Raw genomic sequence first — 15,099 nt, 5'->3', positions numbered from 1 at the left:
CTAAATCTGGTGGCCCCTGCTGGGTTTGAACCAGCGACCAAGCGATTATGAGTCGCCTGCTCTAACCACTGAGCTAAGGGGCCAATGGAGCGGGGATTATAAAGTATCTATTCGGGGCAATCCAGCGTTGTTCGGCTGGTTGCTGAAATAAGCAGCAATGTTTTACTTGCTGATAACTATGATAAAACCGCCAAAAACGCTACGCTGATACGCAGCGTCGTCGCATGCGCGGTGAAGCGCGATTGTCTTATTGGGCTTAACAGTAGGAAAGACAGCCGCAATCACGACATTGCTCCGCAAATAAGCGTTAACCACTGGCAAGATTATGACGAATACGGATTCTTTGCGTGAGCGGCCAGGACGCAGCGCAAAGCCAGGAGGCCTCATGAGCGAACACAACATCACCGATATCATTGCACCGGACCTGAACGTCCTCTTCTGCGGCATTAATCCCGGTCAGTCGACCGCGCACACCGGCTATCATTTTGCCCATCCCGGCAATCGCTTCTGGAAGGTGATTCACCTGGCAGGGTTTACGGTGCAGCAACTGAAGCCGGAAGAGGAGCAGCGCTTACTGGAGACCGGCTGTGGTATTACGATGCTGGTCGAGCGCCCGACCATCCAGGCAAATGAACTGGCCAGTGATGAGCTACGTGATGGCGGTCAGCGGCTGATGGACAAGGTTCTATGCTATCAGCCTGCCGCGCTGGCTATCCTGGGCAAAGATGCCTTTAAACGCGCGTTTCGTCAGAGCAAAGTGCAATGGGGCGAGCAGCCGATCTACATGGGGAAAACCCAGGTGTGGGTGTTGCCGAATCCCAGTGGATTAAACCGGGCCTCACTGGAAGAGATGGTGGCGCTATATCGCCAGATGTACGAGGCGTTACAGCTGCGGCGTTAATGGTGGCGGTTTGCGGGAAAAGGGCAGGGCAGCAGACATAAAAAACCCCGGCGAACCGGGGTTTTAACGGACTTAGTCGTCGAGGAAGCTACGCAGCACTTCCGAGCGGCTCGGGTGGCGCAGTTTACGCAGGGCTTTCGCTTCAATCTGACGAATACGCTCACGGGTAACGTCAAACTGTTTGCCCACTTCTTCTAACGTGTGGTCGGTGTTCATATCGATACCGAAACGCATGCGCAGCACTTTGGCTTCACGCGCGGTCAGGCCAGCCAGCACGTCGTGGGTCGCAGAACGCAGGCTCTCAGAGGTCGCAGAGTCCAGCGGCAGCTCCAGCGTGGTGTCTTCGATAAAATCACCCAGATGTGAATCTTCATCATCACCAATCGGCGTCTCCATAGAGATAGGCTCTTTGGCAATCTTCAGCACCTTGCGGATCTTATCTTCTGGCATCAGCATGCGCTCAGCCAGTTCTTCTGGCGTCGGCTCACGGCCCATCTCCTGCAGCATCTGGCGCGAAATACGGTTGAGTTTGTTGATGGTCTCAATCATATGCACCGGAATACGGATGGTACGCGCCTGGTCAGCGATAGAACGGGTAATCGCCTGACGAATCCACCATGTGGCGTAGGTCGAGAACTTGTAGCCGCGACGGTATTCAAACTTATCAACCGCTTTCATCAGACCGATGTTACCTTCCTGAATCAGATCCAAGAACTGCAGACCACGGTTGGTGTATTTCTTGGCGATTGAAATCACCAGACGCAGGTTAGCTTCAACCATCTCTTTCTTCGCGCGGCGGGCTTTCGCTTCACCGATCGACATCCGACGGTTGATGTCTTTCACCTGCTCGATGGTCAGGCCGGTTTCTTCTTCAATCTGTGCCAGCTTCTGCAGAGAACGCATCACGTCATCCTGCACGTCCAGCAGTTTTTCAGACCATGGCTTGTTCATCGCCAGTGCGGCTTTGAACCAGCTCTCGTTGGTCTCGTTACCGGTGAACAGCGTAATGAAGTTTTTCTTCGGCATTTTGCACACTTCAATACACAGCTTCATGATCAAACGCTCCTGGGTACGGACACGTTCCATCATTTCGCGCATGTTGTTCACCAGGTAGTCGAACTGCTTCGGTACCAGGCGGAACTGTTTGAAGACGTCAGACAGGTTCTGGATCTCAGCGACAGAGGCCGCATGGCTGCGTCCTTTGCTCTTGATCACATCGCGCGTCGTTTCGTATTGCGTACGCAGGTCAGAGAACTTCTCGCGCGCCAGTTCCGGGTCGATAGAGTTATCGTCGTCAGAGCTGTCGTCGTCGCTCTCTTCGTCGTCATCGTCGTCGTCATTACGATCTTCTTCGGACAACTCAGAACCGACGTGGGTAGCGGTCGGTGCCAGGTCTTCTTCTGCGTTAGGATCGACAAAGCCAGTGATAAGGTCTGACAGACGCGACTCACCGGCTTCAACACGATCGTACTGATCCAGCAGGTAGGTAATGGCTTCCGGATATTCAGCAACGGAACACTGAACCTGGTTGATACCGTCTTCAATACGCTTCGCGATGTCGATTTCGCCTTCGCGGGTCAGCAGTTCAACGGTACCCATTTCACGCATGTACATGCGAACCGGGTCGGTGGTGCGGCCAATTTCAGATTCAACGCTGGATAATACCTGAGCGGCAGCTTCCGCGGCATCTTCGTCAGTATCGGAGCTGTTTTCATTCAGCATCAGATCGTCGGCGTCCGGGGCTTCTTCAACCACCTGGATGCCCATGTCGTTAATCATCTGGATGATGTCTTCGATCTGATCGGAGTCGACGATATCTTCCGGCAGATGGTCATTGACCTCAGCATAGGTCAGATAGCCTTGCTCCTTACCACGGGTGACAAGAAGCTTGAGCTGTGACTGCGGGTTTTGCTCCATAAGACGGTATCCACACTTCTGTTAATTAGATTGGTGTCGGTCGGCAGCGAGCCAACAATAACATTGAAGGCATTTCGTTCTCGCCGCTGCCTTCGTCGCGGCCTGGGCTTTGCCCATTAGTAATCGGCACTTAAGCCGCAAATTTTATGTCGGGCCTGGCTTACTCGTCATTTTTGCCTCTGACAGTGCTCGTCATCCTCACGTACATCAGTACGCTCCGGTGACTGCGCGCTTTCAGCGACAAAACCTGCTTCGCCCTGAATAACTAAACCTGCCGCTCCGGTTACGGGCAGCAGCAGGTAGGGTAACCTGTTACTTTTTCGCGAAGGCCTGGCTCAGTGTCCAGAGCTCGCGACGTTCATCGGTGCTGAGTCCATGGGTGCGTTCTCGCGCAATCAGGAACTCCAGTCGTTCTTCCAGAGCCGCGTCATAAATACTGGCCAGGGAATCCTGGAACACCGCTTCGCTCTCTTCATCCACTATCATGTGGTTCCACACGGCCAGTGTTTCAAGCGTTTGGCTAAAATTTGTTCCGCGATATAACTCTAGTAGCTGACCGGTGGTCAATCCAGGATTCTCGTTACAGCGCTTCACTAATTCAATAAATAGCGGTAAACCGGCTATTTTTGACTCGGCCAGCCCATCCAGTGCAGGGACCAGACTTGCCAGTTGTGGATTCTGAATCAGCAACGCCACCAGAACGCGCATTGTGGTGCGTTTCAGCGGCGGAGCAACCGGTGCGCTTGCGCCCTGTGCCTGTTTAGGCATCAGCTTTTCAAGCTGCGCATCATCCAGAATACCGAGTTTGTTTCCCAGCTCCTGACGCAGATAAATGCGTAACGTTTCACCGGGAATCTGCGTGATCAGTGGCAATGCCAGTGTACTTAAACGCGCTTTGCCGTCACGAGAGCTTAAATCGACCTGCGGCAACAGGCTGTCGAACAAAAACGAAGAGAGCGGCATAGCCTGCTCCATCCTCGCTTCGAATGCGGCTTTACCTTCTTTGCGAACCAACGTATCCGGGTCTTCGCCGTCAGGTAAAAACATAAAGCGTAGTTGACGACCGTCATTCATGTAAGGCAATGCGGTTTCAAGCGCTCGCCAGGCGGCTTCACGTCCGGCGCGATCGCCGTCGTAACAGCAAATCACGTTATCCGTACTGCGAAACAGCAACTGAATATGTTCAGCCGTGGTCGATGTACCCAGTGAGGCAACCGCGTAGTCCACGCCGTATTGCGCCAGGGCAACGACATCCATATAGCCTTCCACCACTAACAGGCGTTTCGGTTCAGGATGATTTTTTAAGGCTTCATACAGGCCATACAGCTGACGACCTTTATGAAAAACAGGCGTTTCGGGCGAGTTCAGATACTTCGGCGTATCATTACCCAGCACGCGGCCGCCAAAGCCGATAACGCGGCCTCGCTTATCGCGGATGGGAAACATCACGCGCTCGCGAAAGCGATCGTAAACCCGGCCTTTGTCATTACTGACCAGCATGCCCGCTTCCATTAATGACTCGCGATCTTCCGGCTGCTTACCAAAGCGTTTGAGAACATTGTCCCAACCGGCGGGGGCATAACCTATCGCGAAATGATTAATGATATCGGCGCTCAGGCCGCGATGTTGAAGATAATCGCGCGCTGACTGGGCACTGGATTGCTGCAAACTTTGCTGATAAAAACCGTTAAGGTTGTCCATCAGTTGGTACAGGCTCTGGCGCTGATGGCGTTCCATCGGGCTGGGCCCGTTACCCGCTTCGTAAGGGACATCTAACCCGTGAGAAGTGGCTAACTCTTCGATACTTTCAACAAACTCCAGACGATCGTAGTTCATCAGAAAGTCGATGGCATTACCGTGCGCACCACAACCAAAACAGTGATAAAACTGTTTTTCGCCATTTACGGTAAAAGAGGGGGTTTTCTCATTATGAAAAGGACAGCACGCATGATAATTCTTTCCCTGCTTTTTCAGCTTTACGCGAGCATCGATCAACTCCACGATGTCCGTGCGGGCAAGTAAGTCATTGATAAATACGCGTGGAATTCGTCCTGCCATAAGCCCCGTTTTTTCAGCTCATAAACGACAACAAGCCGCGCTTCCTTTCGGAAAGCACGGCCTTTTACTTGACTCGGTCTGCGTTTATCACGCTGTGGAGGCGAACCTCCGGGATATTAGTACAGACGAGTGCGGCGTGCGTTTTCGCGAGCCAGTTTTTTGGCATGACGCTTAACTGCAGATGCTTTAGCGCGCTTACGCTCGGTCGTTGGTTTTTCATAAAACTCACGACGACGAACTTCAGCCAGAACGCCTGCTTTCTCGCAAGAACGCTTAAAGCGACGCAGTGCTACGTCGAACGGCTCGTTTTCACGTACTTTAATTACCGGCATGTAACTCTCACCTCAATAAAATTCGGTTTTTCTGCTGACTGCGGCGCCAGCACATTTCAAAATGGTGCAGCATTTTACTCCAACTCGCGTCGGCTTGTAAAGCACCATGGATAATTAAGAACCAACAGGAGCGTGTGCCTGTGCGGCTGCCGGTTTTTTCCAGGGGCGGGAGTATAGCGCACTCTTTAGGCAGCAGAAAATGACTTTTTGCGTGGATTGAGTCCTCTTTTTGCACAGTGGCTATGCTAAACTGCGCGCCGCAAGAATGAGGTGAAGCAATGCGAATTCTGGGTATTGAAACATCGTGCGATGAAACCGGCATCGCAATCTATGATGACGAGGCTGGCTTAGTCGCGAACCAGCTCTACAGCCAGGTAAAACTGCATGCCGATTACGGCGGCGTGGTACCGGAACTGGCTTCGCGCGATCACGTACGTAAAACGGTGCCCCTGATTCAGGCGGCGCTGAAACAGGCGGGTTTAGCGCCGCAGCAGATTGATGCGGTGGCCTATACGGCGGGCCCGGGCCTGGTCGGCGCGCTGCTGGTGGGCGCGACGATTGGGCGCGCGCTGGCCTTTGCGTGGAAGGTGCCTGCGGTGCCCGTGCATCATATGGAAGGCCATCTGCTGGCGCCGATGCTGGAAGACAATCCACCCGCATTCCCGTTTGTGGCCTTGCTGGTTTCTGGCGGCCACACGCAGCTGATCAGCGTTACCGGCATTGGTGAATATGTACTGCTGGGCGAGTCAATTGACGATGCCGCAGGCGAAGCCTTCGATAAAACCGCCAAATTGCTGGGGCTGGATTATCCCGGCGGTCCCATGCTGTCGAAAATGGCGCAGCAGGGCACGGCTGGACGCTTCACGTTCCCGCGTCCGATGACCGATCGTCCGGGGCTGGATTTCAGTTTCTCGGGCCTGAAGACCTTTGCGGCGAATACCATTCGTGGCCATGACGATGATGCGCAAACCCGTGCCGACATCGCCCGTGCGTTTGAAGATGCGGTGGTGGATACGTTGGCCATCAAATGCAAACGCGCCCTGGATGAAACCGGTTTTAAGCGGCTGGTGATTGCGGGCGGCGTAAGTGCCAACCGTACGCTGCGCGAGCAAATGGCGGTCATGATGCAGAAGCGCGGTGGTGAGGTGTTTTATGCCCGTCCTGAATTTTGCACCGATAACGGCGCCATGATTGCCTACGCGGGCATGGTGCGTCTGAAAGGCGGTACGCGGGGAGAGCTGGGCGTAAGCGTCAGGCCGCGCTGGCCGCTGGCCGAACTGCCTGCCATCTGACAGAAAAAAGCCGGTCAACCGGCTTTTTTTACGCTTACTGTTTCTTTTTGCGCTTCCAGATTTTACTTTCCTGACGACGCCACAGACGTTGGATGTTGTCATGATGCCGCAGCAAAATCAGGCAGGAGAGCATGGAAACCGGGAACGTAAACTGCGGTTTAAACCACCAGACATAGAACGGCGCAATCAGGGCGCTGACAATCGCCCCAAGCGATGAGTAGCCACTGAGCAGCACGGTCAAGAGCCAGGTGCCGGTCATCAGCCCGGTCAGATCCCAGCCGATAGGCGCGATAGCACCAAACGCGGTCGCCACGCCTTTCCCACCCCTGAAGCGGAAAAACACCGGATAAATATGGCCCAGACAGGCGGCAATGGCGGTTAAGCCCAGATAGAGCGGGGGCACATGAAGCAGGTACGCCAGCCAGACAGGCACCATACCTTTCAGAATATCGAATACCAGCACCGTTGCTGCCGCCGCTTTGCCGCCAAGGCGCAGCACATTGGTGGCACCCGGGTTGCCTGAACCGTGGGTGCGGGGATCGGGTAGCCCGGCGAGTTTGCATACCAGAATCGCACTGGAGATGGACCCACACAGATACGCGAAAATAATCATACCAAGCGCGAAAGCACTCATAACACCGTCCCGTTTCCTTTGGGGTCGTTTTGATCACGTCAACTATGGATAATACGCACAATCTGCCGGAAGTGGTATCCGGCCTGGCCAAAAACAGAGAGCACCGTCATGGATATCGTCTTTATAGAACAACTCACCGTCTTCACTACAATTGGCGTTTACGACTGGGAGCAGGGGATTCAGCAGAAGCTGGTGATCGATATCGAAATGGCCTGGGATAACCGCCAGGCGGCCGCCAGTGACGATGTTAAGGATTGTCTGAGCTACGCCGACGTCTCTGAGGCGATCCTGACACATCTGACGGGCGGACGTTTTGCACTGGTCGAACGCGTTGCCGAAGAAATTGCGGATCTGTTGATGAACCGTTTCAATTCGCCCGGTGTGCGTATAAAGGTAGCAAAACCGGGCGCTGTAGCGCAGGCCGCGCAGGTTGGCGTGCGAATTGAGCGCGGGACTATTCCTAAATAGTAATGATGTGATTGCCATCACAATGAAACCAAACCAAATTATGGTCTGTCTCAGCAGGTGCCGTTTCGTTATAACAAACTCAATGGCAAGCGAGCTTAATGTTATATTCAGGCTGGACAGATAAGATTCAAGGCGATAGCGCGACTGCTAGCGCCTTTTTCATGGTTTTAAAACGGACAGAGGAAATACATTGATGGCAGATATTCATCAGCTGTGGGTAGCTGCAATCCTGGGCGTGGTAGAAGGGCTGACCGAGTTTTTACCGGTCTCTTCCACCGGGCACATGATTATAGTGGGGCATTTGCTTGGCTTTGAGGGTGACAAAGCCGAAACCTTTGAAGTCGTGATTCAGCTAGGCTCCATTCTGGCGGTAGTCGTGATGTTTTGGCGGCGTTTGTTTGGCCTGATCGGCATCCACTTTGGCGAAGTCAAACACGAAGGGACAGGAACCGGTCGCTTAACGCTGATTCATATCCTGCTGGGCATGATTCCTGCTGTCGTGATAGGGCTGGTCTTACACGATCAAATTAAAACGCTGTTTAATCCGATAAATGTTATGTATGCGCTGGTGGTCGGCGGTTTGCTGCTGTTAGCGGCGGAATTCCTGAAGCCAAAACAGCCAAAATCCGTTGGCGTGGATGACATTACCTATCGTCAGGCGTTTATGATCGGCTGCTTCCAGTGTCTGGCGCTGTGGCCGGGCTTCTCGCGTTCAGGTGCCACGATTTCAGGCGGGATGCTGATGGGCGTGAGTCGCTATGCGGCGTCCGAGTTCTCCTTTATCCTCGCCGTACCGATGATGATGGGGGCGACCGGGCTGGATCTGTATAAGAGCCTGGGCTTCCTGAGCATGGCCGACTTCCCGATGTTTGCGGTGGGTTTTATCACTGCCTTTGTCGTCGCGATGATTGCGATCAAAGTGTTCCTGGAGCTGATCAAACGCATCTCTTTCGTATCGTTTGCGGTCTACCGCTTTATCGTAGCGGCTGCGGTTTACATGCTGTTCACGTAAACCCAACGCGGCCAGGTCACTGGCCGCGTTAACCTCTGCCTTCGGCAACGGCGTCGATGCGGCGCCGCGTCAGCTCTTCCCGCACCGCACTCCCTTTAAAGCCCGCCTCAACCACCGCTTTCGATGACACGGCCTGCGCCCGCGCAAATGCGCGTCGCAGATAGTCACCCTGTGGATACGGCATGCTGGCGAGCCCACCGCGCCCACGGGCATCGGCTTCGCTACACAGCGCCAGTTGATGCACGCGTTCAGGCTTACGCCAGGCGTCGAGACGGTCAAATAACGCCACAATCGCCTCAGAAGGCAACTGCTCAATGGTGTGCATCGTGTCGTGGAATTCGGTTACCAGCAGGGCTAAATCGCGAATGGCATTCGGCACGCGCAAACGCTCACAGAGTGCGGCAACCAGCGGCACACCGGCGGGGCCATGACCGCGATGGCTGGGCCACTTTTCAACGGGCGTTAACGCTTTGCCTACATCGTGAAATAGCGTGGCAAAACGTACATCAATGGCCTCACTTAAGGCGGCGGACAGCGTCAATGCCATCAGCGTATGCACGCCCGTGTCAATTTCAGGATGCCATCTGGCGGGGGCGGGGATGCCATAAAGGTTATCGATTTCCGGGAACAGCACCTTCAGGGCACCGCAGTCACGCAGCACCTGAAAATAGACCTGAGGATTATGCGAGGACAGCGCTTTTTCGGTCTCTTTCCACACGCGCTCAGCGGTAAGATCGGCCAGCTCGCCGCTCTCCACCATTTGCTGCATCAGCGCCTGGGTTTCATCGGCAATGCGAAAGTTAAGGTGGGCAAAGCGCGCAGCAAACCGTGCCACGCGCAGCACGCGCAGCGGATCTTCACTAAAGGCTTCTGAAACGTGGCGCAGCAGTCGGTCAGCAATATCCTGTTGCCCCTGGTAGGGATCATAGAGCGTGCCGTTTTCATCGCGGGCGATGGCGTTGATCGTCAGATCGCGGCGTTGTAAATCCTGCTCCAGCGTGACGTCCGGGGCCGACCAGGTGGTAAAACCGGTATAGCCTTTGCCGTTTTTGCGTTCGGTGCGCGCCAGTGCATATTCTTCGCGGCTGTCAGGATGCAGAAACACCGGAAAATCGCGGCCCACCTGATGATAGCCCTGTTCCAGCATGCTTTCTGGCGTTGCGCCCACGACCACCCAGTCTTTGTCTTTAACCGGCAATTTCAACAACGCATCACGTACCGCACCGCCAACAAGAAACGTCTTCACGCACCACTCCAGAGATAAATAAGCGACCTGCGCGTCTGCGGGCGTCCTGCACCTGAATTCAGACGGGCACAACCCTTATTGTTACACAAATTCGACATATTGCAGACAGGCCAAAAGGGGCATCTTGCGATCCCCTTTTGCAGCGAGCGGTGGAAAAGGTTAGTTCATCCAGCGATCGTTTTTCTTGCGACGCGGCACCATATGCGGCAGCAACAGACCCAGCAGCAGGCCCACGCCGAGCACGCCGCCACCGTATATAAACCACTGCATGATGATCGTGCGCTGTTTGTCATCCAGCTGAACGTTAGCGGCATTGACCTTCTTCTGGGCCACGATCAGTTCGTTCTTCAGCTTCTGATTTTGCTCTTTCAGCCCATTGATGACGCTGTCGCTGCTGGCCACTTTATTCTGCATCTCGGCCGTGCGCTGGTTCCAGCTGTTGTCAATGTTCGCTAACTTAGCTGTCAGGTCTTTAACCTGTTGTTCTAACTGAGGCACCCGGGTGCGCAGGCTGGGATTTTCACTCAACTGCGACAGGGGAATCCAGACGGTGCGGCCTTCCGCATCGCGCACCTGGCCATATTTGGTGGCGTCATTGGTTTGTAGCAGTTCGACCTGTTCACCCGCGTTCAGCTTACCGAGCAGGCGAAACTGGTCGCCGGGGCCGCTGCGAACCCAGGTGGATAATTCGTCAGAAACATAGCGTTTTTGATCGGCATGAGCAGGTGTAAGGGCGCTGAGGGCCAGCAAAGTGATTCCAGCAAGTGTGATTTTTTTCATTCGATTTCGTTTTGTTTAAAAATAAAGATAATTTACCGGCACAGTCTGTAGAGGCTTCGCATAAATCTGAATGAGAACTATCCTGGTCTCATAACAGTGCGAAAAGGCGAGCGAAAGCAGAAAGAAACCAGAGACAGCAAGGCTTCTGTGCATTACTCTTCGCCTGAAAACCCGCATCTTCGGCTCAGTGGATGCAGCAGAAGATAACCTTAAACGGGCAGGGAATATATCCTCAAGTGCCAGCGACGTAGTGAATAAAAAAATATGACCATCGAGATTGAGCTTAAGTTCATTGCAAAACCCAACGCTGCCGGGAAACTGGCAGAGAAGCTGGCGGCTTTTCCGCATCAGCATCAGGCAGCGCGCCAGCTGACCAATATCTATTTTGAAACCGACGATAACCAGTTACGTCGGTGGAACATGGGCTTACGTATTCGCGGCGTGGACCAGCGTTACGAAATGACGCTGAAAACGGCCGGCAGTACGCTGGGCGGTTTACATCAGCGCGGCGAATACAACGTTGACCTGACGGAACCTACGCTGGATATCAGCCGCCTGCCCGCCGACATCTGGCCAGAGGGAACGGATATCGCGGCCTTACAGCAGCGCCTGAACCCGCTGTTCAGCACGCATTTTGACCGTGAAATCTGGCTGGTGACGGCAGGTAAGAGCGAAGTGGAAATCGCGTTCGATAAAGGCGAGGTCGCGGCCGGTGAGCATCAGGAAGCGCTGTCAGAAGTCGAACTGGAGTTAAAAAGCGGTGAGCGCAGCGATATGCTGGCGTTTGCGCAGCAACTGATTGCCGTGGGCGACCTGCGTATGGGCAGCCTGAGCAAAGCGGCACGCGGCTATCAGCTGGCGAAAGGTAACCTTCCACGTGAATTACGTGCTTTTCCGCTTTTGAAAGCCGGGCCGAAGGCGACGGTGGAAGCTGGCATGGTGGCGGCAATGGCCGCTGGCCTGGAGCACTGGCAATATCATGAAGAAGTGTGGTTACGGGGCAATAAGCGCGCGCGGGAATCAGTACGTGAAGCGCTGGACGTGCTGCGCCAGGCCTTTGCGCTCTTTGGTGCGTTAGTGCCGCGTAAGGCCAGTAGCGATCTGCGTCAGAAGCTGACGACGCTGGAAGAAACGCTGCTGAATGAAGACGTGGATGCAGACAGCTTCTGCTTCTCTACTCGCTCCGTAGAAACCCAGTTAGCACTTACTCACTGGCTGGCTGAGGCACAATGGACGCCGTGGATTGATCAGAAGGGGCAAGCCAAGCTGCAAGGTTCCTTCAAGCGCTTCGGCGATATCATGCTGGGCCGCATTAATGCCGATCTGAAAGAAACCTTTGCCACCATTCATCAGGCGAATGAATATCAGGACAAAGCCACGCGTCTCGATCGACAATTACTGGCCGTTCATTTGCTGGCGGGCGCTTACTCGCCGGACGCGGTAGAGCACTGGCTGGCCCCGTGGCAGCAGCTACAGCGCGCCATACACGAAAAGCAGCACGTCAGCTTAGACGGCTTAACCGCGCAGGCAATGAAACAACCGCCGTTCTGGTTAACCAGCGGCTCGCCGCGCTGAATCTAACAGCACGCTATCAGGGAGAGAACATGTTGCCAGCCTTACCTACCGTATTGCGTACTCAGGCCGAGCGGGCGGTCGAACAGTCAGGTCTTACCGGTTCTGCTCTTACGGAAGAGCAGCTTGCCGGTCTGGCCTTCAGCGATTTCGTGCTCGACAACCTGCAGCAGAACCCGGACTGGTGGCAGGCGATCGCTGACCGCTCGCCTCAGCCTGAAGAGTGGCGGCACTACGCGCAGTGGCTAAGTGGTGACATGGCGGCGGCAGACAGCGAAGCCAGTCTGATGCGCGTGCTGCGCCTGTTTCGGCGTCGGATGCTGGTGCGCATTGCCTGGATGCAGTGCCTGCATCACGCCAGCACAGAACAGACGTTGCAACAGCTGAGTGTACTGGCGGAGGTCCTGATCAGTGCGGCGCGTGACTGGGTTTATCAGGACTGCTGTCGTGAGTTTGGCACGCCCTGTAATGCCGCGGGTGAGCCTCAGCCGCTGCTGATCCTGGGCATGGGAAAACTGGGCGGCGGCGAGCTGAATTTCTCCTCTGATATCGATTTAATTTTTGTCTGGCCCGAGAACGGCAGTACCCGTGGCGGTCGGCGTGAACTCGACAATGCGCAATTTTTTACCCGTATGGGGCAGCGCCTGATCAAGGTGCTCGATCAGCCCACCGCGGACGGGTTTGTTTACCGGGTGGATATGCGTTTACGGCCCTTTGGCGACAGTGGGCCGCTGGTGATGAGCTTTGCCGCGCTGGAAGATTATTACCAGGAGCAGGGGCGCGACTGGGAACGCTATGCCATGGTGAAAGCCCGACTGATGGGCGATGATCAGGATCGCTGGAGCCAGGAGTTGCAGCAGATGCTGCGGCCGTTTGTCTATCGCCGCTATATTGATTTCAGCGTGATTCAGTCGTTACGTAACATGAAGGCGATGATCTCACGTGAAGTGCGCCGCCGTGGCCTGAAAAATAACATTAAGCTGGGGGCGGGCGGCATCCGCGAAACGGAGTTTATCGTCCAGGTCTTTCAACTGATTCGCGGTGGACGTGAGCGCTCGCTTCAGCTCAGAGCCTTGCTGCCCACGCTTTCCGCTATTGAATCCCTGGGCTTACTGCCACCGGAGCAGGTTGCTGCACTGCGTGAGGCCTACCTGTTTTTGCGGCGGCTGGAAAACCTGCTGCAAAGCCTGGCAGATGAACAAACGCAAACGCTGCCGGAAGATGCCCTGCACCGCGCCCGACTGGCCTGGGCGATGCAGTGTCAGGACTGGTCAGAACTTAGCGCAAAACTGGATACGCACATGGCCGCCGTGCGGGCAATCTTTGACGAGCTGATCGGTGAAGATTCGCCGGATGTTGGCGATCAACCGGAGCTGGCCGATTTTAATATGCTCTGGCAGGACAGTCTGGAAGACAGCGAGTTGGCCCCGCTGGTTCCTCAACTGGACGCGGAACACTGTCAGGCGCTCAATCAGTCACTGGAAGCGTTTCGTCAGGATATCAGCCGCCGTTCCATTGGTCCGCGCGGCCGTCAGGCACTGGATCAGCTGATGCCGCGCCTGCTGAGCGAAGTCTGTCTGCGCAGCGATGCGGCCGTCACCTTTAGCCGGCTGGCACCGCTGCTGCTCAGCGTGCTGACGCGCAGTACCTATCTGGAGCTGCTGACGGAATATCACGGAGCCCTGCGGCACCTGATCCGTCTGTGTGCAGCCTCGCCGATGGTGGCAAGCCAGCTGGCGCATTATCCGCTGCTGCTGGATGAGCTTCTCGATCCCGCCACGCTGTATCAGCCCACCGCGACGGATGCCTATCGTGATGAACTGCGCCAGTACCTGATGCGCATTCCCGCCGATGATGAAGAGCAACAGCTTGAAGCGTTACGCCAGTTTAAACAGGCGCAGATGTTACGCATCGCGGCAGCCGACATTGCAGGGACGTTGCCGGTGATGAAAGTGAGCGATCACTTAACCTGGCTGGCCGAAGCCATCATTGAATCGGTGGTGCAACAGGCCTGGAATATGATGGTGCAGCGTTACGGTCGGCCTTCGCATCTGGTGCAGGAGCACGAGCGGGGCTTTACCGTGCTGGGCTATGGCAAGCTGGGTGGATGGGAGCTGGGTTACAGCTCCGATCTTGATCTGGTTTTTCTGCACGACTGCCCGCTGGACGCGGTGACCCAGGGCGAACGCAGCATTGACGGCCGACAGTTTTATCTGCGGCTGGCCCAGCGCATCATGCACCTGTTTAGCACCCGCACCTCGTCCGGGATTTTGTACGAAGTGGATGCGCGCCTGCGTCCTTCCGGTGCGGCGGGCATGCTGGTCAGCACGTTCGATGCTTTTGATGACTATCAACGTAACGAAGCCTGGACATGGGAACATCAGGCGCTGGTGCGTGCCCGGGTTGTCTTCGGTGAGCCCGCCCTGAGCGAACGTTTCAACGCCATTCGCCGGGCGATTCTCTGCCTGCCCCGTGAACCGGCGGCGTTGCAAACCGAGGTCAGGGAGATGCGTGATAAAATGCGCGCGCATCTGAGCAATAAGCATAAAGGGCGCTGGGAGATCAAAACCGACGAAGGCGGCATTACCGATATCGAGTTTATTGCCCAATATCTGGTACTGCGCTATGCCGCAGCAGAGCCTGCCTTAACGCGCTGGTCGGACAATGTGCGGATCTTTGAACTGATGGCAAACCATCAAAAAATGGCAGACGACGAAGCGGCGGCGTTAACCCATGCCTATGTCACGCTGCGCGATGCCTTGCACCATCTGGCGCTGCAGGCGCTGCCGGGACACGTCGAACCGGATGCCTTTGCGCAGGAAAGAGCGTCGGTCAACGCCAGCTGGCAGCGGTGGTTGCAGTCAGCAGAATCTCTCACGGCGTGATG

12 protein-coding genes and 1 tRNA gene are annotated in these 15,099 nt (G+C 55.3%); 6 read left to right on the top strand and 7 right to left on the bottom strand.

Annotated features, from left to right (window positions below):
* Nucleotides 1–7: 7 nt before the first annotated feature.
* Nucleotides 8–83 (bottom strand) — tRNA-Ile (locus C7433_RS14655).
* 302 nt (nt 84–385) lie between these two features.
* Between C7433_RS14655 and mug the strand changes: the two genes are divergently transcribed.
* Entirely contained in the window at nt 386–901 is a 516-nt protein-coding gene (gene mug, locus C7433_RS14650; protein ID WP_058702283.1) for a G/U mismatch-specific DNA glycosylase, read from the top strand.
* 72 nt (nt 902–973) lie between these two features.
* On the opposite strand, the gene rpoD is transcribed toward mug, so the two are convergent.
* The 3 genes from rpoD to rpsU all read right to left on the bottom strand — a co-directional run bounded on the left by rpoD (nt 974) and on the right by rpsU (nt 5,208).
* Nucleotides 974–2,818, bottom strand: coding sequence for an RNA polymerase sigma factor RpoD (gene rpoD / locus C7433_RS14645; RefSeq protein ID WP_028723590.1), 1,845 nt, complete (start codon nt 2,816–2,818; stop codon nt 974–976).
* Nucleotides 2,819–3,130: 312 nt separating this feature from the next.
* Nucleotides 3,131–4,876: a DNA primase gene (gene dnaG, locus C7433_RS14640; protein ID WP_033739835.1), complete on the bottom strand. Its 1,746-nt coding sequence runs from the start codon at nt 4,874–4,876 to the stop codon at nt 3,131–3,133.
* A gap of 116 nt (nt 4,877–4,992) precedes the next feature.
* Nucleotides 4,993–5,208 (bottom strand): 30S ribosomal protein S21, encoded by a 216-nt coding sequence (rpsU, locus tag C7433_RS14635; protein WP_001144069.1) that lies wholly within the window; start codon nt 5,206–5,208, stop codon nt 4,993–4,995.
* A 278-nt stretch (nt 5,209–5,486) separates the two neighbouring features.
* Between rpsU and tsaD the strand changes: the two genes are divergently transcribed.
* Nucleotides 5,487–6,500: a tRNA (adenosine(37)-N6)-threonylcarbamoyltransferase complex transferase subunit TsaD gene (gene tsaD, locus C7433_RS14630; protein ID WP_058708785.1), complete on the top strand. Its 1,014-nt coding sequence runs from the start codon at nt 5,487–5,489 to the stop codon at nt 6,498–6,500.
* A gap of 34 nt (nt 6,501–6,534) precedes the next feature.
* Here tsaD and plsY read toward each other — a convergent pair whose 3' ends face one another.
* Nucleotides 6,535–7,134: a glycerol-3-phosphate 1-O-acyltransferase PlsY gene (plsY, locus tag C7433_RS14625; protein WP_006118206.1), complete on the bottom strand. Its 600-nt coding sequence runs from the start codon at nt 7,132–7,134 to the stop codon at nt 6,535–6,537.
* Nucleotides 7,135–7,242: 108 nt separating this feature from the next.
* On the opposite strand from plsY, the gene folB reads away from it, so the two are divergent.
* Entirely contained in the window at nt 7,243–7,602 is a 360-nt protein-coding gene (gene folB / locus C7433_RS14620; protein ID WP_006118205.1) for a bifunctional dihydroneopterin aldolase/7,8-dihydroneopterin epimerase, read from the top strand.
* Nucleotides 7,603–7,795: 193 nt separating this feature from the next.
* Nucleotides 7,796–8,614 (top strand): undecaprenyl-diphosphate phosphatase, encoded by an 819-nt coding sequence (bacA, locus tag C7433_RS14615; protein WP_054633121.1) that lies wholly within the window; start codon nt 7,796–7,798, stop codon nt 8,612–8,614.
* A 28-nt stretch (nt 8,615–8,642) separates the two neighbouring features.
* Here bacA and C7433_RS14610 read toward each other — a convergent pair whose 3' ends face one another.
* Together C7433_RS14610 and C7433_RS14605 are read right to left on the bottom strand one after the other, a co-directional pair.
* Nucleotides 8,643–9,860 (bottom strand): multifunctional CCA addition/repair protein, encoded by a 1,218-nt coding sequence (locus C7433_RS14610; protein ID WP_110268412.1) that lies wholly within the window; start codon nt 9,858–9,860, stop codon nt 8,643–8,645.
* Nucleotides 9,861–10,019: 159 nt separating this feature from the next.
* Nucleotides 10,020–10,640 carry a TIGR04211 family SH3 domain-containing protein gene (locus C7433_RS14605; protein ID WP_110268411.1) on the bottom strand — a complete coding sequence of 207 codons (621 nt, stop codon included), beginning with the start codon at nt 10,638–10,640 and terminating at the stop codon, nt 10,020–10,022.
* Between the two features lie 264 nt (nt 10,641–10,904).
* On the opposite strand from C7433_RS14605, the gene C7433_RS14600 reads away from it, so the two are divergent.
* Both C7433_RS14600 and glnE read left to right on the top strand, forming a co-directional pair.
* Entirely contained in the window at nt 10,905–12,215 is a 1,311-nt protein-coding gene (locus tag C7433_RS14600; protein WP_033739827.1) for an inorganic triphosphatase, read from the top strand.
* A 29-nt stretch (nt 12,216–12,244) separates the two neighbouring features.
* Nucleotides 12,245–15,097: a bifunctional [glutamate--ammonia ligase]-adenylyl-L-tyrosine phosphorylase/[glutamate--ammonia-ligase] adenylyltransferase gene (gene glnE, locus C7433_RS14595; protein WP_033739826.1), complete on the top strand. Its 2,853-nt coding sequence runs from the start codon at nt 12,245–12,247 to the stop codon at nt 15,095–15,097.
* Nucleotides 15,098–15,099: the final 2 nt, after the last annotated feature.

This window comes from Pantoea sp. PNA 03-3, assembly GCF_003201175.1.
In the GTDB taxonomy this organism is placed as follows: domain Bacteria; phylum Pseudomonadota; class Gammaproteobacteria; order Enterobacterales; family Enterobacteriaceae; genus Pantoea; species Pantoea stewartii.
The sequence above is the reverse complement of the archived record's forward strand: the minus strand, read 5'-3'. Positions and strand labels throughout refer to the sequence as shown.